Here is a 19,202-nt window from a genome sequence, read left to right on the forward strand (position 1 = left end):
CCCTGTCCCCAAAGGGACAGGGTCAGCTTTTTACCAGCTGGTTAATTAAATGTTAGCCCAGTAATGACCAAAGACAAGCACCGAGAGAATGTATCCCAGGGGCACGTTTACGGCCACACCCAGGGTAAATGCAGCCAGGGGCTTCCAGCCAAAGGCGGTCAGTTCCCGGAAGCGGGTGGTGAACCCGATAGAAAGGAAAGTAAATACGAAGGTCCAGGTGCGCAAAGTCTTAATGGGTCCGATAACTTCCGGGGTAAGCACATTCTTAAAGTCTGCCGGTGAAAACTGCATGGCCACAAAGGTCATGATGAGAGAGGCCAGGAAAAATCCGATGACAAATTTCGGGAAGCGCCACCATACTTCCATGGCGTTTACCCTTTCACCCTCTCCGGCGGAGCTGCGCTCCCACACCGTGCAGGCGATGATGGCCATGATCAGCGACCACAGGCCGATCCAGATGTCCCGGCCGACCACCTTCATGAGGGTAAAGGAACGGATGGCTGCTTCATCACCAATGGCCGCGGCTGCCGCAAAACCGGCCGCATCGGCAAATTCGGAAGTGCCGATCCAGGCCCCGGCGATACCGGGCGGCATGCCCATGGCCTTGGCCGCCAGGGGCAGAACGATAATCATGATGATAGCCCAGATGACCACCAGGGAAATGCCAATGGAAACATGTTCCTTTTTGGCCTTTACCGCGCCACCCAGGGCAATGCAGGCCGAAACGCCGCAGATGGAGCCGCCGGCAGCCAGGGTGGCCCCGAAGCGCCTGTCCAGCCCGAACAACCGGGTGGCGGCAAAGAAGATGGTCAGGAAAGTCACCACCGCCACAACAGTAGCCTGCAGGAAAGCTACCGGCCCGGCCTGGATAATCAGGGTAAAGGGCAGTGTGGCTCCCAGCAGGACAATACCGGTCTTCACGTAAAACTCCGTGCGGAAGGTGGTATCCAGCCACCTGGGCAACTTGAAAGCATTACTGACAATCATCCCCAGCAAAAGGGCCAGAAGGGGCGGTTCCAGGTTCAAATCGATGGCTGTCTTCCAGGATCCCACAACCAGAATAATTATTGAAATAATAAATAATATGGTGAACCCGGGAATGAACTCCCTCGCTTTAAAGCCCATAACCGCACTGCTGATGGTAAAAATAGCGATAAAGAGGATATAAAGGCCGACATACCAGGTCCAGGTAGCAGCAAAATGCCTGGAAACTTCACTGAAATTCACCCAGGTGGGCGGCGCTACAGCTATGGACTTTATCGAGCTCCCGGCATAGAAGAAAATCAGGGCAACCAGCACAATACCCAGACCCATCCAGATGGCCCAGTAATCTTCCTTTTTCCAGAGTTCAGACCACCCGCGGGACTGCGGCACCACGGGCATACCTGCACCGGCTTTCATTTCTGCAGTCCGGGCATGTTCACTCAAAATGTTTCCCCCCTTCAAAGTTCAAAACTGTGACTTTGAAACTGTTATTGCCTCTCTTCCCTGCTGTTTCCCGCTTCTAACACCCCCATATCCACAATCTTATGTGCAACATTAGTTAAACTTATCTTAGTGCACCTCCAATCTGAGGATCAACGGCTACAGGCCATGATGAACCAAATGAGTGGCGAGAAGATATTTTTGATTCATCTTGATGAACTTTTTGATTCATCTGAAACCAATCTTAAAAGCAGCATTAAATTCCTAAACCCAAAAGATTCCCGCAGGAATTAAAGTGTCACCGCCGTAATTTTTTTATGGAAGGTGACATTTAGTGAGGCAAAAACGAAACTGGCTATGGATATTCTGGCTTATTATGTTTTTGTTGCCACTACCGCTTCTGCTTTACACCGGTTACAACTTACCTCGCCAGCTGGGCCGGATCGATGATCAGCTGGAACGCCAGGTTAAATACCAGGAAATAGCGCTGGACATTTACCACCTGACCGGTGCGGGGCAGGAATATATTCTTTACGGTGATCCCCAGTCACTGAACGACTTCCGTCACTACAGCATGGAAACGGCCAAAAAAGAACTGGAACTCTACAATCTGGTAGAGCAATCCAGAAAACAGGACGTGGCCGATTTAATAACCGTGACCAGGGCCTACACCTCTTTCATGGAAAATGAGGTGATGTCCCGGGATTTATCCCGGCAGGAAACCAGCCGGGAACTTTTGCAGTGGCAGCACCGGGAACTCAGCCGGCAGCTTACCGACCGGGCAGCTTCCCTGGCCGGTGAAGGCTGGGAGCACGCCAGAACCCTTTTGGAACTAACCGTCAACATACTGCAGAAAGAAAGCCTGCTGATTTTTTTCCTTTCCCTTTTTTCCCTGGGAGCAGTCCTGTATGCCGGTGCTGCAGCCTGGCCCCTGTCGGCATGGTACACCTGCCTGCAGGACCTGGTAAGGGGCTCTTCCAGGGCTGTAATTTTTGTGGACCGCAAGGAGAAAGTGCAGTATTTAAATCCGGCCGCGGAAAAACTTTTCAACCTTCCCCGGGAAATGGCGGCCGGTAAAAACCTGGGGGACATCCTGACCCTGTACCCCCACCTGCAAAGGGTGGTACAACCGGTTTATCTGGCCCTGTTGCAGGGTGAAAAGACGGCGGACTGCTCGTTGAGCTATAACCGGGAGGGAAACCGGCAGCTCCTGACTGTGGACTGCACCCCTGTTAACCTTCTCGGCAGAACAGCCGGTGCCGTGCTTACCGCCCGGCAGGCACCCGGCCCCCGGGGCAGCACCATATTGCTGGAAACCATCGAAAGGGAAAGAAAACACCTTTCCATCGAAATACACGACTGGATAGGCCGGTATCTTTCCAGCATCATCCACGGTCTGGACTATGTGCTGCAGGCGCACGGTGGAAAACTCCCGGAAGAAGTGCAGGAGAACCTTTGCCTGCTGCGCACCCAGTGCCAGAACGCAGCCATCGATATGAGGAGCATTATGAACGACATCCACCCCTACCTGATCGAAAAGGTGGGGCTGATCCCGGCTCTGGAATCCTACAGCGCCAATTTCGAACGTCTGCATAACCGCAAGGTTTATATTTTCTACCGCCAGCGTTCCCTGCGCCTGGGCCGGGACAGGGAAATCTTTATCTACCGCATCATTCAGGAAGCCCTGACCAATGTGGCCAGGCATTCTACAGCCACGGAAGTAGACATTCATTTTCACGAAACGGGCGATGCCCTGCAGATAGAGATCCTGGATAACGGGGGAGTAAGGGAAGAAGAACCCGTGCCGGGGAAAGGTCTATGGGGGATGAAGGAAAGGGCCAGGTATATTGGTGGAGAACTGACCTGCGGCTTTATGGATGGAGGATTCTGCGTGACCCTGACCGTACCACTTACTGAAGAGGTGAAGGGCAGTGAAGAAAATCGGGATCATGCTGGTTGAGGACCACAATGTTTTTCGCGAGGGCTTAAAAAAACTGATTGACATGGAAGAAAACATGCAGGTGGTAGCCGAAGCGGACTCCTGCACCACGGCACTGCAGAATATTAATGCCCACGTCGATATAATCCTGCTGGATATCGGCCTGCCGGACGGTGACGGCCTGGAAATTTGCACCCGCATGATCCAGACCCATCCTCACGTAAAATTTATCGCCCTGACAACTTACGATGACGTTACCTTCGTCCGCAAGGCCATGGAAAAAAACGTGCACGGGTTTGTACCCAAATATGCTTTTTTCGAGGAAATCCGCTCCGCCATCAACATGGTCTACAAGGGCGGGACCTATATTTACCCGGGGTTACAGGCGGAATTGCTGTTGAAACCCGACAGTCCCGTACTGACGGAGCAGGAAACCAGCATTCTCCAGCTCATTGCCCGGGGTAAAGACCAGAAAGAAGTAGCGGCCAGGCTTTACATCAGCCTGTCCACCCTGCGCCGTCGCATCCGCGGCATCTGCACCAAGCTGGGAGTAAAAACGCTGGAGGAAGCCCTGGCTGCGGCTGCCCGCCGGGGGCTGGTAAGATAGCGCTGCCGGGGAAGAAAAGGACCGCAGTTAAGAAACTGACGCTGGTGGTGGCTTGAATGAAAAAACCCCTGACGGTAAACAGCGCCTGGCTGATGTTCATCATGCTTTTTTTTCTGTCCATTATAACCATGCTCTTTGTGGTGGAATTCCGCTTCCTGAAGGGCATCATGAACGATTATGAAGAAACTATCCGCCAGGTGGCCATCAATAAAACCAGCTTTTTCCTCAATAACCTGCAGGGAATCGCTGAAGGAGCCGCCCAAAAAGTTGACGGTCATGCTGACAGGAATGCCGCTTTAAAAGAGCTGCCCCTTTTTGACCACCGTATCACCGGTGCGTATATTCTGGACGCATCAGGGCGGGTGAAAAATCAAACAGGACCGCTGACCGGAGACCTGCCGCTGCCCAAATCCCGGTTACCCCGGCAGGGGTCCCTTATTCTTGGTGTACACACCGGTAACAACGGCCAGACGGTGGTCACCGTGGTCACCCCGCTGGAAAAAGACTGGCTGGCCCTGGACTTCAGCATTATGGACTTTCAACAGGAGCTCACCCAGGAATTCCTGGGCAACACCTGTAAGGTGGCCGTTTTTGCCGGCGGGAAGACCCCCGTGGTGTGGCCCTTTGAACGGGAACTGCTGGACCAGTTCAGCGGCCGGGAAGAAAAATTCTATGCCGGCCAGCTGACGTACGATGTTAGTTCCGTAACTGTGGGTGACCCGCCCTGGCAGCTGTATTTCTTCCTGCGGGAGAACAACTTTGATGCTTACCGCATCATTACCATCATGCTTTTGTTATTTGCCCTTTACTGCTGTCTTTATCAGTTTCTGGTGGAACTGTGGGGTGTCAACAGCGCCCGGACCTACTTTGAAAACATCGACTTTAATATTTTCAACCATGTACACGAAGGTGTAATTATTTCCAACAACGCCGGGCGGATACTTTTTGCCAATCAGGCGGCCCACGATATTTTCAGCGCCAAGGGTCCCCTGAAGGGAGCAAAATTGAGGGAGGTACTGGGGCATATCGGGGACACCCCGGGTGAAAAAAATCGCTATGGTACCCTTACCCTGAAAACCGCCGACCGGCTCCTGGAAGCCATCCATTCGCCAATTGTGAAAAAGGGCAAGGTACTGGGGGCGGTAACGGTAATAGGTACCGGGGGGCGGGAGGAAGAAACCTGCGGCCGCGTCCTCTGCCGCCTCATGGAAGCCCTGCCGCAGGGAGCAATTTACGTGGACCGCAACCACCGGGTAATCCAGGCCAATCTCATGGCCCGCTGTTACCTGGGCAGCATGGAGACGGGCATCAGCATAGACGCGGTGGATCCCGAGCTGGCCGGATTTATTTACCGGAATATGGGTTCCCGATCCGTGAAAAGGGTCCACCTGAACTCCCGCAACCTGAACGGGGAAGTGATTTTCGTCTACGACGAGGAAGGGATATACGCCGGAACGCTGGTATTGCTGGAGGCTCCGGGACAGGAGGTCTATCCGGCCTCCACGCCGGAGCAGGCGGGAGCCAAAACCGGGTAGCTGGAACGCAAGACGGCTAATGGTTCCTCAAGGAACGCTGCGCGGAGGGCCGGGTATAAAAATGGCTCTACCGCACCCAATTGGTGAACAGGAGGTTATGGTTTTATGGTAAACTACCGGGTTACGGTAATACTGAAACTTCTGGAGGGAAACTTGCCGCTGGAGAAAATCCAGGGCCCGGTCCGGCCGGAAGACGTGCGCCAGCTGGGCGACTTCCTGAAGGAACGGCTGGAGCGGGTGGCCTCCATGATGGAGCTTTTACGGGAGAAGGGCTTCTGCTGCCGGGGCACCCGGAAAGCTGTCATCCTGGAAGGGTGCAGCCTGGAGGCATACCAGGTTAAGGAACTGCTGCAGGATCACGGCTTCAAACCCCATGAATATGAAATAAAGCTGGAATACACCCGCCAGTGGGGAATAATGTAGAAAAGGCGATCCGGAAGTAAGCACGAACACCGCCGGTCCGGCTTTTGCTTACCGGGGCCGGAAAAACCCGCAGGCAGGGTGCTCCGGGTTGCCCCGGGCAAGAGACGCCCGCAGACCTTCCCGGCCGGCCATCTTCAAAATATCCAGGGCGTGAATTTTAAGGGGCACGCGCTTTTCCAGGGTACGGTAGCAGCGGATACCGGCCACACAACCGGGAAGACTCTTCCAGCGGCCCTGAATCTCCACCAGGAAGCAACATTCCCCGCAGGTATGAGTGGCCTTCTCCCGCACTTCCGGCAGTATGACCCGGTGGCTCCATATTTTGCTGCCTTCCCTCATGCCTCCTCACCCCCCGTTTTACCTGTCCCGGGGCATTTTCATTAGAAAAGACGGCGCCGTATCCGGCGGCTCCGCAGCATAAAACACCCCTGCCCGGGTGAGGGATACAGCCCGGAAGATGGCCTTCTCCCCGTACCGCTTCTTGATGTTGTCGCAGACCTGCTCCGCTTTCTGCCTCTTCTCCCTCTGGCCAAAAAGGGTGAGCTGTTCCGGCAGGCGGGCCGCCAGGCCCCCCAGGGCAAGCCCCACCAGGCGCACCGGCCACCGGGGGGACCAGTGCCGTTCCAGCAAGTCCATGGCGGCCCGGTGAATATCTTCAGCCAGGCTGGTGTAACAGGGCAGGGTTTTCCGCCGGGACAGCCAGTTAAAGTGGCTATCCTTCAGGGACAGGATTACCGTTTTGCCCGCATATCCCCCCGTCCGGGCCCGCCGGGCCACCCGGTCGGCCAGTTCCCACAGCACCACCCGGATCTCCTCACCCCGGTAATCCCGGGGGAGGGTGATTTGCTGCCCGATGCTCTTCACCTGCTTCAAGCTACCGGGATCCACGGGGCTGTGGTCGATACCCCGGGCAAAGAGCCACAGGGTTTCCCCGTAGACACCGAAACGTCTTTTAAGGATGTCCACCGGGAAACAGGCCAGGTCGCCAATGGTATGGATATTCAGCTTTCTCAGATGCTCCTCGTAACGGGGGCCCACGCCGAAAAGTTCCCTTACCGGCAGGGGCCACAGGCGCCGGGGAACATCCTCGGGGGTAAGCACGGTAAGGCCATCGGGTTTTTGCAGCTCCGCCGCCATTTTGGCCAGGAGCTTGTTGGGGCCGATCCCCACGCTGCAGGTAATACCCACCTCCCGGCGGATGCGCTCCTTTAACTGCCGGGCGATTTCCACCGGAGAACCCAGAAGTTTATAGCAGCCGGTGACATCCAGGAAGGCTTCATCAATGGAAAAGGGCTCCACCAGGGGGGTGAAGTCGTGCAGGATGCGCAGGATGCGGGCGGAAAAGTCAACATAGAGTTCGTGCTGCGGCTTGATGAAAATTCCCCCGGGGCAGGCCAGGCGGGCCTCGGCCACCGTCAGGCCGGTCTTCACCCCTCTGGCCCGGGCTTCATAGCTGGCCGCCAGGACCACACCGTGGCGCCTGGCCGGGTCCCCGGCCACAATTACCGGCCTGCCCCGCAAAGCCGGATCCAGGGCCTGGTGGACGCTGGCAAAAAAGGCGTTCATATCTACCAGCATAATGGCCCGGGACATAAGAAAACCTCCCGCACGGAACAAGCGTTCTAAGTCCATTTTAATTGGAACACCTGTTCCGGGCAAGAGGTAAAATTCCCCTGCATTTAGCCCCACAGTCAACAAAATCCCCGGACAAAGCCCGGGGCTCAAAGCTACCAAAGCCGGTGGGCTGCACACCGGCCTTTGCCCAAACTTCTACCACTTTACAATCAGAGGTACCAGAACCGGTACCAGGGAGGAAAGAATCATTCCGTTAACCAGAGCAATAATGGTGGTGTCCGCATCGGTAACCCGGGCAATTAAGGGCAGGGTGGTATCCATGGTGGTAGCCCCCCCGGGGGCGACCGCCACCAGATTGCCCATCCTGGCCGCCAGAACGGGTATGAGCACAAAGGCCATAAGCTCCCGGAACACGTTGGTCAGAAAGGCCAGCGCCCCCGCTTCTACGCTGTGAATTTTGGCCAGCAGGGCACCGGAAAGGCTGTACCACCCGAATCCCGCACCAATGGCCCCGGCCTCACGCAGGGGAAGGCCCAGAAACATGCCTCCCAGAACAGCCCCGGACAGGCTCCCCACCGCCACCAGCAAGGGCAAGAACAGCGCCCGCAAACCCAGGATCCCGAGCCGCCGCCAGGTTTCCCTTTGCCTGCCCAGGTCGATCCCGGTACCCACCAGAATCAGGCAAAGGGCTACGGTGGTAACCAGATCCAGGTAAGGGATCCACAGATCCGGGATAACCCAGTGGCCGGCGGCAACCCCCAGGCTGACCGAACCTGTGATCAGCCAGGTCACCGGCTGTCCCCCCTTTTCTCCCCCTTCAAGACACCCGGTAGAAGGCACTCCGGCAACCGGGTGAAAAGGTAGACAAGCAACACGCTGCCCGCCACGCTGGCCCCCGCCAGGACCAGGGCACGTAAACCCATGGTGGGCAGGCTGTGCAGAACGGCATCGCTGGCACCCAGCTGCATCCCCATTGACCCGAGCAGCACAAAAAGGGCTGCCAGGGTTATTTTATGAACCAGCCTCACCCCGCGGGGAGATAGGGGACAGGCCCAGCCGATGAACACCCCGGCAGCCAGGCTTAATAAAACGAAACCCATCGCGGACCCCCTCTGGTTGTTGTTAACTTTAAGATACTATACGGGAGCTGCTGCTGTCCAGGGGTATTCAAATCCCGTTGGCTCGGGCCCGGCAGGCCAAAACAGGGGGTTTTCAAGATTTTCCCCACCCAAACCGGCTAGCCCGCCAGGGAAAGCCGGTGGAGCAGGGGGAAGGGATCGACCAGGTGTTTTTTCAACCAGCCGGATGCCTCTCCCAGCCCCAGGGCCACGCCCATTAATTCGGTAAAATAAAACACAGGGATGTCTTCGTCAGCCGGACGGCGCATCTCCAGGTTATTCTGGCACAGGGGACAGGCAGTAACCAGGGCGCCGGCCCCGGCTTCCCGGGCGGCGGACAAAATCCGGGCCACCAGTTTTCCCACCACCTCCGGCCGGGTCAGGGAAAGCCCGGCCCCACAGCAGGTGGTCTTATAGCACCAGGGAACCGGCTCCGCCCCCAGGGCGGCAGCCAGCTCATCCAGGGAAGCGGGGTCCTCGGCCCGGTCAAAGGGGCGTACTTCCGGGGGACGTACCAGCAGGCACCCGTAATAGCAGGCCACCTTCAGGCCGGCCAGGGGCCTGCGCACGGCCCGGGTCACTTCAGCATAACCCACCCGGTCCTTTACTATCTCCAGAAAGGAATAAATACGGACCTGCCCTGTATAGGAAAAACCGGCCAGCCTCTCCGCCCGGACCCTTTCGCCGGCATCATGCCTCATCTGGTAGTCGGCCCTGGACAGGCGGGTGTAACAGGCCGAACAGGGCACCACCAGGTCCCGCCCCTGCTCCTGGGCCAGGGCGATGTTGTGGGCCGCCAGGCCCAGGGCCAGATCCCTGTTAATCGCGTGGGCCGAGGAGGAACCGCAGCAGGTCCAGCCGGGCAGCTCCACCAGCTCCATTCCCAGGGCCCCGGCCACCGCCCGGGTGGAAAGGTTGTATTCCACCCCGGTGGCCTCCAGGGAACAACCGGGATAATAACTGTATTTCATGGCCATGCACCTCTTCCCGGTAAGGTTTGACCGCTTCGGTTTGCTTTACGGTGCCGTTACCATTTACCCCCGCCCGCCGGCCAGCTCAAAAATCCGGCGCACCGCCGGGTCCTTTTTGAGGCGCGGCACCAGGGGCAGCTTGCCCCGCCGGAACAGCTGCCAGCCCAGCTTGGCATCCGCCAAAAGGCCGCCGGTCTTCAGCCTGTACTTCAGCATCAACATGGTTTCCTGCACCCGGCCGGTTGACCGGATTTCGTTTAAAAACAGGTTGTGAAACAGGGGGCTGATTTCACCGTCCGGCACAATGCCGCGGGCAACGGCCATTTGCTTTAATGTATCCATCACTTCGGCCATACGGATGCCGTTGGGGCAGCGCAGGCCGCAGGTTTCACAGGATGTACAGAGCCAGATGGTCCTGCTCTTCAATACCGCCTCCCGGGCGCCGTATTGAATGAGGCGCATAATTTCATTGGGGGTATAGTCACCCTCACGGGTGGGGTAACAACCGGAGGCACATTTCTGACACTGAAAGCAGAGCTCCAGGGGCTGGCCGCTCAAGCGGGCCACTTCTTCCCTGAAGGCCGCATCCACCGTTACCTTTCCGGCCGGAAGGTAAAGAGTGGCCGTGGCCATAAAATATTCACCTCGCATCAATTGCTGTACCGCGGCCGGCCTTACCGGGGTTCCAGCTCGTCCTCCCGGTAGGTGGCCAGGGGAGGCAGCTCATCCACGCTGGCACCGGGCACGTAGGAAAAGAGACCCTGCAGCTTTTCCCCGATGGTGCGGAAAAGAAGGGTCAGGGGAATCCTGCTGGGGCAACCGCTCTCACACTGGCCGCAGCCCACGCAGCTGACCCCCATGTGATGCATGCGCGTTAAATGATACAGCAGGGTGTCGGCGGGCAATTCCAGCCCGCCCCGGATTGCCGCCCGGTGCAGGTACCATGACGGTTCATGTTCAAAGAGGTTGCTGTCGAAAACGCATTCCCGGCAGACACAGAGGGGACAGACCTCCCGGCAGTTGTGGCAGCCCAGGCAGGGGGCCAGTTCATCCAGCAGCCGGTTGATATCCGCAGTGCGGGAGGCGAAGTCCCGGCACATTTCCTGCCCCAGTTCCCGGCGCTCTTTCCGCAGGGATTCTACCAGGGACTGCCTGGCCGCCGGCAATTCGTGCGGAACTAAAATGCTGCCGTCAAAGAGAGCATCCAGGTTGACCCGTTCATCGTCGCAGGCAATGTAGAGCTCCCGGTGAACATCACAGCCCACCCAGTGCAGGGATAAATGGGCACCGGAAGGAGATATGGCCTCGCAGATGGTACAGGCCGTTCTGATCTTCGTCCCGTTCAAGGCCGCCCTGCCGGAGCCGGCCGCCTGCGCCAGCCAGGCGCCGGTATCCAGGCCCTCCTGCGCCAGCCGGTAATAATCGGCCGGTTCAAAGGTACCCAGGCAGTCCACGCCGATGATCAGCACCCGCTCCAGGGTAACCTGCTGCAATTTGGCCATTTCCACCAGCGCCCTGATTTCACAGGGGCGCAAAACCGCCCCCACCTTGACCCCGGGATCCTGGAAGGCCAGCCTGCTCACAGCCCGGGCGGCATTGATAATGGCTACGGGGGCAAAGGGGTTTACACCGGACAGCCCATCGCCGGAGGTGACCAGGGCGGGTACCACCATGCGCCGGGAAGGCACTTCCCGGGGAACGATCAGGGCATCCACCACCCGCCGGTCCAGCAGGGTCCGGAAAAATTTTTCCGCGGCCTGCCGGGGAGAGCCGGCTTCAACTTGTAGCAGAGCTGTTTTCATAAGCCATCACCTTTTTGCAGCGACCCATTGACCCCTTATATATCCCAGCGGCGGCGCAGGGGGTTGGGCCCCAGTTTTTTCAACTCATCAACCATTTCCTGAACTGTTTCCGCAAACCGCTTGCCCTCGGAGGCGCTGATGAAGCGGAACCACACCCGCTCTTCCCCGATACCGAACTGCTTCAGGATGGCCTTTAAGGCTGCCAGGCGGCGCCGGGCCTTGTAATTGCCACTACCATAGTGGCAGTCACCCGGGTGTCACCCGCCCACCAGCACGCCGTCAGCCCCGTCCATGAGGGGGCGCAGGATGTACAGGGGATCCACCGAACCGGTGCACATAACCCTTACCAGGCGGATGTTGGGCGGGTACTGGATACGGGAAGTCCCGGCCAGATCGGCCCCCGCGTAGGAACACCAGTTACACACCAGGCCGATGATCCTGGGTTCAAAGGAAGATACCAGCTTCAAGCCGGGCTCCCGCCGCTCCTCTCCCACCGGCTCCGCCAGGGGCGGCTGAGAAAGCATCACGCTCATGGAAAAACCTCCTCCAGGTTAATGTTTTTCAGTAGAAACGCCGGTTTTACAGCCGGCCATATCCCGAAAAGACCCGCGCCCGCAGGTACCCGTCACACCGCTTCCAGGGCCGCCTCCAGCATGGCCAGGAGCTGGGCCTTTTCGTAACCCTTCTGCTGGGAGGCGCCGTTGGGACAGGCGGCCACACAGGCCCCGCATCCCTGGCACAGGGCTTCGTTCACTTCGGCCACCCGCCGCAGGGGGTCTATGCTCCGGGCCTGATAGTCGCATACCTGCACGCAGACCCCGCAGCCCACGCAGACCTCTTCTTCCACCGTGGCGGTGATGGCCACGTTGGCCAGGCGGTCCCGGGCCAGCAGCGTCACCGCCCGCATGGCCGCCGCGTTGGCCTGGGTGATGCTCTCCCCCACCAGCTTGGGCGAGTGGGCCAGGCCGCACAGGTACAGCCCCTCCGCCGCAAAGTCCACCGGCCGCAGCTTCATGTGCGCTTCCAAAAAGAACCCGTCGCTGTTCAGAGGTACCTTGAACAGCTGGCTCAGCTTCCCGTTGTCTTCACCGGGCTCCACACCGGTGCTCAAAACCAGCGCGTCCGGTTCTATGGCCAGTTCCACCCCTAAAATGGGGTCGACCACCCTGACTACCAGCCCACCGCCCGCTGCTTCCACCACCGGCTTCTTCTCCCGGTCGTAGCGAATGAAGATGATCCCTTTCTGCCGGGCCTGCGTGTAATATTGCTCGTTCAACCCGTACACCCGGATGTCCCGGTAGAGAACGTAGATGTTTACCCGGGGGTTTTTCTCCTTCAGCTTCAGGGCGTTCTTGAGGGCGTGGCTGCAGCATATGCGGCTGCAGTAGGGACGTTCGTCGTCCCGCGACCCCACACACTGGATCATGACCACCGTGTTCAGACCCTCTACTTCCCCGCGGTAAATCCGCTCTTCCAGTTCCCGCTGCGTCATGACCCGGTCGTGCTGACCCAGAAGGTATTCCCGCGGCCGGGCTTCCCTGGCCCCGGTGGCCAGAACCACCGCCCCGTGGTTGATCTCCACTTCCTTCTCCGGCGTCCTGATGCGGCTGTGGTAGTTCCCCGGGTAACCCCCCGCTTCCACCACTTCACTGCCCGTGTATACTTGTATCTGCGGGTGGCCGGTTACCTTCTCCACCAGCCCGGCCAGAAATTGCTGCGGGTCCGAACCCTGCAGGGTATAGTAGAGATGCCTGGCGTTTCCTCCCAGCACCGCTCCCTTTTCCACCAGGCTCACGGCAAATCCCTGTTCCGCCAGGGAGAGGGCCGCCGTCATGCCCGCCACTCCCCCGCCCACCACCAGGGCACTCTTGTTGATCCCGGTGTAGGTCTGGGCAATGGGAGCCAGCAGGCGCACCCGGGCCACGGCCATGCGCACCAGATCCCTGGCCTTTTCCGTGGCTTCTTCCGGCCGGTCCCGGTGCACCCAGGAGGAGTGCTCCCGGATGTTCACGTGCTCATACAGGTAGGGGTTCAACCCCGCTTCCCGCATGACGCCCTGGAACAGCGGCGCGTGGGTCCGTGGCGTGCACGACGCCACCACCACCCGGTTCAAACGGTGCTCATGAATGCACTTTTTAATTTCCTCTACGCTATCCTGGGAGCAGGTGAAGAGGAATTCCCTCGCGTAGACTACACCGGGCAGGCGTTTGGCGTACTCCACCACCTCGGGCACCCGTACCACGCTGCCGATGTTGATGCCGCAGTGGCAGACAAACACCCCCACCCGGGGCGGCTGTTTATGCACCGGTCTTTCTGGGGGGTACTCCTTGACCCGGGTCTCACTGCCCCGGGCGGCGCTCAACAACCGGGAAACGCAGCCCGCCGCCGCGCTGGCCTCGGTCACCGTCTCCGGTATGTCCTTGGGACCGGCAAAGACGCCGCCGGCAAAGATCCCCGGCACCGACGTTACCCCGGGACTGAATTCATTAAAGCGGCAGAATCCGAAAGAATCGGTTTCCACACCCAGCCGGGAGGCCAGTTCCCTGGCCTTTTCCCCAGCCGTAAAGCCCACGGAAAGGACCACCAGGTCGAATTCTTCCTCCTGCACCTGGCCGCCGGGCAAAACGTAGCGGATGCGCAGATTTCCATTGTCCGCCTCTTCCACGTTATAGATGCGGCTGCGCACAAAACGCACGCCGTGTTCTTCTTCCGCCCGGCGGTAGTAGCGTTCAAAGTCCTTGCCGTAGGTACGCATATCCATGAAGAAGATGGTGGTCTCCAGGGGCCCGTGGCTGTGCTCCTTGGCAATTACCGCCTCCTTGATGGCGTACATGCAGCAGACCGAGGAACAGTAGTCGTGCCCCAGGCGCAGGTTGCGGGACCCCACGCACTGGATCCAGGCAATGCGCCGGGGCTCTTTTCCGTCGGAGGGGCGCACTAGATGGCCCTGGTAGGGTCCGGAAGCGCTTAAAATGCGCTCGAACTGGATGCTGGTAACCACGTTGGGGTAACGCCCATAGCCGTAGTAGGCCAGCGCCGCCGGCTCAAAAACCTCCCCGCCGGGGCTCAAGATCACCGCCCCTACATTTACTTCCAGTTCCTCATCCTGCATTTCGTGATCGATGGCCCGGGCCAGGCAGGCCCGCACGCATTCCTGACACTCGGAACAGACGGCGCAGTTCAGGCAGCGCTCCGCCTCTTTTTTTGCCTCCTCCGCGGTGTAGGTCCTTGCTTCCTCTACAAACCCCTTAACCCGTTCCTGCGGGTCCAGGTGAACCTCGGGCCGGGGCTCACACCGGGGTATTTCATGGAGTGCCTGGCGCAGGGGAGCAACCTTTTCTGCCGGTACCCCGAACTGGCGCCCCTCCTTTAAATCCTGCCCGGAGAGGTAACGGTGGATGGATTCGGCAGCCACCTTGCCGGCGGCAATGGCATCGATCACCGTTTTCGGCCCGGTGACACAATCTCCCCCGGCAAACACTCCGGGGATGCCGGTGGCCAGGGTATGGGGATCGGCAGGGATGGTGCTGCCTGCCGGGATACTTTCCTTCAAGCAGGAGAGATCCGGCTGCTGCCCGGTGGCCAGGATGACCATATCCGCCTCCAGGATAAACTCGCTGCCTTCCACGGGTACCGGGCGGGGACGGGCGCCGTCCCGGGCCTGCTCCAGCCGGTTTTTCACGCATTCCATCCCCACCAGCCTGCCCTCTTCGCCGATGAAACGCACGGGGCTGGTCAGCATGACAAACCGGATGCCTTCTTCTTTAGCCGCGGCTATTTCCTCGGGGAGGGCAGTGATTTCTCCCTCGGAACGGCGGTAAACTATGAAGACCTCACCTGCACCAAGGCGTACGGCGGTACGGGCACAATCCATGGCCGTGTTGCCCCCGCCGACTACGGCCACCCGCCGCCCGACGGTAACCGGCTCGCCCAGGGCCACCCGGCGCAGGAAACTTATCCCCTGCTCTACCCCCGCCAGATCCTCCCCGGGGACACCCGGAGTAGTGCTTTTATGGGCTCCCACGGCTAGAAAAACGGCCTCGTAATCCTGCCGCAGACCTTCCAGGGTTATGTCCTTCCCCAACCGGGTATTGAATTTGAACTCCACCCCCAGCCGGGCAAGCAGTTCCACCTCCAGGTCGACCCATTTCTTCGGCAGGCGGTATTCGGGAATACCCACCCGCATCATGCCCCCGGCCACGGGCAGCGCCTCGAAAACAGTTACCCCATAGCCCTTTTTAACCAGTTGATAGGCGGCGGAAAGGCCGGCCGGACCGGCACCCACCACGGCCACCCTTTTGCCCCGGGGCTCCTCCACCCCGGGCAGGGGAAGGGCATCGAGATTACGGTAGACCTGATCGGCAGCAAAGCGCTTTAAGGCCCTGATATTCACCGCCCCGTCCACATCCGCCCGGTGGCAGGCGGACTGGCAGGGGTGGGTGCAAACCCGCCCGCAAACGGCGGGGAAGGGATTATCACGGTAAATGGTCTGCCACGCCTCGGTATATTTTCCGACTTTAATCAGCTGCACATATCCCTGCACGTTGACCCCGGCAGGGCAGGCCGCCCGGCAGGGGGAAATGCCCCGCTTATCGATGGCGTAGGCACCGGGCGTAGCCTGGGGGAAAAGCTTGTAAATGGCCTTGCGGCTGCCCAGACCGGCGTCAAACTCACTGGCCACCTCCACCGGACAAACCCGGGCACATTCCCCGCAGCCGGTGCATTTGGCCAGGTCCACATAACGGGCCTTTCGTTTTAAAGTGGCACGAAAATTGCCTGCCTCCCCCTGCAGGGACACCAGGCTGGTATCGGTAAGTATTTCAATGTTCAGGTGCCTTCCCGTATCCACCAGTTTCGGGGAAACGATACACATGGCGCAGTCGTTGGTGGGAAATGTTTTATCCAGCCTGACCATGGTGCCGCCAATGGCCGGCTTCTCCTCGGCCAGGTAAACCCGAAAGCCGCTTTCCGCCAGGTCCAGGGCCGACTGCATGCCGCTGATCCCGGCCCCAACCACCAGTACCGAACCGGAAACTCCGTTATTTTGCTTCACCGGACCACACCCGCCTTGACCTGGATTAGCTTGCTTAAATATTAGCGAAATAAAACCAATAAGATTTACTTATAACTTCAAATATTATTAATAATGTTTTCGCCATGACTAATTGGTAATCCCATTATAACAAAGGGGGAAGGGGGATTTCAACTATATTCCGTTAAATTTTCGCCAATATTAATTATCGTATGTACATTTTAGAAATTGGAAATATGTCCGTTAGTACTCTGGAGCCCCGGCGCTATTTTCTTGCGCTGCATAAGCCGCAAAAAAGAAACCGGTGTGCTTCCTGCACACCGGTCAAAAAACAGTAAGGACCGGCACAGAGCCGGCCTTGATTATCCGCTATGCTGTCCGGTCACTGCCCTCAGCGCACCAGGGCGTTGGCCAGCAACTCGCTGACCCCGGCATAGCGCATGGGCAGCTTGTGGTAATTGATAATCTCCCGGAACTGCGCCTTGCAGTTGGAGCAGGCGCAGGCAACGACTTTGGCCCCCGTGGCCTTGAGCTGCTCCGCCTTGAGCCTGCCGTAGGTTTCCATGCGGAACTTCAGGAAACCACCCTTTTCCATGATGGCAAAGCCGCTGCCGCCGCCGCAGCACAGGCTCATTTCCCGGTTGGGCGTCATTTCGCGGAAATCGGGGCAGCAGGCCTTCAAGATCCGGCGGGGCTCTTCAAACATTCCGCCCAGGCGGCCCAGCTTGCACGAATCATGGAAGGTAACCGGCTCCGGGTTTTTCTGCGGGTCCACTTTCAGGCGGCCTTCCCGGAGCCACCGGTCCTCCAGTTCCAGGATGCTTATCACTTCAAAGGGTCTCTCCTCGGGCGGAATCAGCCTCAGGATCAGGTACTTCAACGCCTCGAAGGCATGACCGCACTCCCCGACCACCAGCTTTTTAATCCCCAGCTTCCGGGCGGTTTCCACATGGGCTTTGATCACAGCCGAAAATTCCACGTCACTGTAAAATACACCGTAGTTAACGGCGTCGTTAATCCCCGTGTTCGGCGAGTTCAGGGTCCAGTCCACACCGGCCGCATGCATGACTTCTGCAGCACCCATTACCGTCTCCGCAAAGGCCAGGTAGTCACCGGCGTTATGCATGAGCAGGTATTCCGCACCCTCTTTATCCACCGGTATTTTAATACGATAGCCCCTGGTTTCTTCAATTTCATCCTCCAGGAATTCCACCATGTCCAGGAAGGCTGCCGTGGGCATACCGGTGGCGTTACCCACCTTTAGCTGCAGCCGGGTGCCCTTTTCCTTCAGTTCGCCGGGGGCAATGCCAATTTCATCCAGGATCTTCCTGGCCTCCCGCACAATCACCCCGTTGTCAATGGCCACCGGGCAGACATAAGAACAGCGCCGGCAGATGGTGCACCGGTAAACGCTTTCCGCCAGGGCGTCAAGTTTTTCTTCCGTAAGGTCTTCCGCCCCCACCAGCCAGGGGAACAGCCTCCCCGGCAGGGTGAAATACCGCTTATAGATCTTCCGCAGCATGTCGGCCCGGAAAACCGGATGGTAGATTTCCCTGCGCCCCGTGGCCTGGTAAACGGGGCAGACCTCGGCACAGGTGCCGCACTTCATGCAGGTATCCAGGGAAAGGATGTAAGGCAACCAGAAGGTCCAGTTTTCCTTCTGCTGGAGCGATTTCCGCATGGCCTGCAGGAATTTTTCCACCCGGGGCTGCCCGGGTTTTAAAACCTCATCCGGAAGGACACGGTAGTCATCAAATACTTTTTGCGGGACTGCGGCAGACATCAGTGAAGCTCACCCCATTTAATTTTGTGGTAGGTAAAGAACTTGACCGCAAAGTGGGCCATGCGGGTAAAGGGTACGTAAATAAGGAACAATTCCAGCAGCAACAGCGGCACATGATAGTTGGCTACAATGGATAGAGCAGGTTTAAGGGTGAATAAGCTCAATAAATAAAACCTGACCTGGAAATCGGCCAGAAAACCGGTAAACAAACTGCTCAGGGCGAGCAGGAAGATAAAGATCAGGTTAAAATATTCCACCGGAACTGAAATTTTCCTTACCTCATCGATGAAAAGGCGCAACAATAACAGTGAAAATGAACCGGCAAGGGCCAGAACCCCGCCCAGCATGCCCAGATAGGGAGCAAACGGAAAACCTAATAGCAAAACAACCAGCCAGGTAACTACCAGATAAATACCATAGTGCATCATCAGCGAAGGCAGCCAGAATTTGCGGTTAAAAAGGTAGAGGCTGCGCAGGGTGAAAACTTCCGTCAGCATTTCTTTCAACTGTTCCGAAACAGTATGGGGATAAGGAAACAGTTCCCAGTGCAGGTTAACGGGAGCTTTCGACCAGAAAATTATTTTATATCCCAGGCCGAAAACAAAAAAAGCAACAGCAACATAGGGCATAATCGCGGCAATTAAATAGCCGAGGTCCATGGTCACCCTCCTCAAACGTGAAGATAAGGCTTTTCAGTTAAAATTAAAATTTAAATTAAAAAATACAAGTGAGTTTTTACCTAAGCCTGCAACCCACCTGCCTTTAACCATTTTTCTCATATTTTCTCATAACAAAACCAGAAAAGTGCACCTTTAATATTTTTGAACGGCTTCAGATATTATTTTACATAATTTCGCTGTAACTTATAAAGCAATGTCATTATAACAAAGGAACAAGCGATTTGCAACACATTTTTGCATATAATTTGCGTTACCTGCCAATATGAACGTCTTTTCAATATATTTAGAAAAAACACGATAATACCAGCACCT

At 57.7% G+C, this 19,202-nt stretch carries 16 protein-coding genes; 4 read left to right on the forward strand and 12 right to left on the reverse strand.

What is annotated here, in order from left to right; translation table 11 throughout:
• Positions 1-45: 45 nt before the first annotated feature.
• Positions 46-1,401, reverse strand: a complete 1,356-nt coding sequence (locus BUB44_RS00540; RefSeq protein WP_207545604.1) for a YeiH family protein — start codon at positions 1,399-1,401, stop codon at positions 46-48.
• 358 nt (positions 1,402-1,759) lie between these two features.
• Between BUB44_RS00540 and BUB44_RS00545 the strand changes: the two genes are divergently transcribed.
• The 4 genes from BUB44_RS00545 (at position 1,760) to BUB44_RS00560 (ending at position 5,929) form a co-directional block, all read left to right on the forward strand.
• Positions 1,760-3,385, forward strand: coding sequence for a sensor histidine kinase (locus BUB44_RS00545; protein ID WP_131821561.1), 1,626 nt, complete (start codon positions 1,760-1,762; stop codon positions 3,383-3,385).
• On the forward strand, positions 3,357-3,971 hold the full coding sequence (locus BUB44_RS00550) for a response regulator transcription factor (protein WP_073162381.1): 615 nt from the start codon (positions 3,357-3,359) through the stop codon (positions 3,969-3,971). Before BUB44_RS00545 ends, BUB44_RS00550 begins: the two co-directional genes overlap by 29 nt.
• A gap of 56 nt (positions 3,972-4,027) precedes the next feature.
• Positions 4,028-5,506, forward strand: coding sequence for a PAS domain-containing protein (locus BUB44_RS00555; RefSeq protein ID WP_073162383.1), 1,479 nt, complete (start codon positions 4,028-4,030; stop codon positions 5,504-5,506).
• 105 nt (positions 5,507-5,611) lie between these two features.
• Entirely contained in the window at positions 5,612-5,929 is a 318-nt protein-coding gene (locus BUB44_RS00560; protein ID WP_027356237.1) for a hypothetical protein, read from the forward strand.
• 48 nt (positions 5,930-5,977) lie between these two features.
• Here the strand turns inward: BUB44_RS00560 and BUB44_RS00565 are convergent, their stop codons facing one another.
• The 11 genes from BUB44_RS00565 to BUB44_RS00615 form a co-directional block, all read right to left on the reverse strand.
• Complete coding sequence (locus BUB44_RS00565; protein WP_073162385.1) at positions 5,978-6,268, reverse strand: hypothetical protein; 291 nt, start codon at positions 6,266-6,268, stop codon at positions 5,978-5,980.
• Positions 6,269-6,286: 18 nt separating this feature from the next.
• Entirely contained in the window at positions 6,287-7,522 is a 1,236-nt protein-coding gene (dinB, locus tag BUB44_RS00570) for a DNA polymerase IV (RefSeq protein ID WP_073162387.1), read from the reverse strand.
• Between the two features lie 177 nt (positions 7,523-7,699).
• On the reverse strand, positions 7,700-8,296 hold the full coding sequence (locus tag BUB44_RS00575) for a LysO family transporter (protein ID WP_073162388.1): 597 nt from the start codon (positions 8,294-8,296) through the stop codon (positions 7,700-7,702).
• Entirely contained in the window at positions 8,293-8,604 is a 312-nt protein-coding gene (locus BUB44_RS00580; RefSeq protein ID WP_073162390.1) for a LysO family transporter, read from the reverse strand. Before BUB44_RS00580 ends, BUB44_RS00575 begins: the two co-directional genes overlap by 4 nt.
• 137 nt (positions 8,605-8,741) lie before the next feature.
• Entirely contained in the window at positions 8,742-9,593 is an 852-nt protein-coding gene (locus BUB44_RS00585; RefSeq protein WP_027356235.1) for a CoB--CoM heterodisulfide reductase iron-sulfur subunit B family protein, read from the reverse strand.
• Positions 9,594-9,656: 63 nt separating this feature from the next.
• Positions 9,657-10,226 (reverse strand): 4Fe-4S dicluster domain-containing protein, encoded by a 570-nt coding sequence (locus tag BUB44_RS00590; RefSeq protein ID WP_027356234.1) that lies wholly within the window; start codon positions 10,224-10,226, stop codon positions 9,657-9,659.
• Between the two features lie 41 nt (positions 10,227-10,267).
• Positions 10,268-11,395 (reverse strand): 4Fe-4S dicluster domain-containing protein, encoded by a 1,128-nt coding sequence (locus BUB44_RS00595; protein ID WP_073162392.1) that lies wholly within the window; start codon positions 11,393-11,395, stop codon positions 10,268-10,270.
• 35 nt (positions 11,396-11,430) lie between these two features.
• Positions 11,431-11,928: a hydrogenase iron-sulfur subunit gene (locus BUB44_RS00600; RefSeq protein WP_242655767.1), complete on the reverse strand. Its 498-nt coding sequence runs from the start codon at positions 11,926-11,928 to the stop codon at positions 11,431-11,433.
• A 92-nt stretch (positions 11,929-12,020) separates the two neighbouring features.
• Entirely contained in the window at positions 12,021-16,448 is a 4,428-nt protein-coding gene (locus BUB44_RS00605; RefSeq protein WP_073162394.1) for an NAD(P)-binding protein, read from the reverse strand.
• Positions 16,449-16,818: 370 nt separating this feature from the next.
• Positions 16,819-18,210: a (Fe-S)-binding protein gene (locus BUB44_RS00610; RefSeq protein ID WP_073162396.1), complete on the reverse strand. Its 1,392-nt coding sequence runs from the start codon at positions 18,208-18,210 to the stop codon at positions 16,819-16,821.
• The gene (locus tag BUB44_RS00615; RefSeq protein ID WP_073162397.1) at positions 18,210-18,869 is read right to left on the reverse strand and encodes a respiratory nitrate reductase subunit gamma; all 660 of its coding nucleotides are present in this window, start codon (positions 18,867-18,869) and stop codon (positions 18,210-18,212) included. Before BUB44_RS00615 ends, BUB44_RS00610 begins: the two co-directional genes overlap by 1 nt.
• Positions 18,870-19,202 lie beyond the last annotated feature (333 nt).

This window comes from Desulfofundulus australicus DSM 11792 (assembly GCF_900129285.1).
GTDB lineage: Bacteria > Bacillota > Desulfotomaculia > Desulfotomaculales > Desulfovirgulaceae > Desulfofundulus > Desulfofundulus australicus.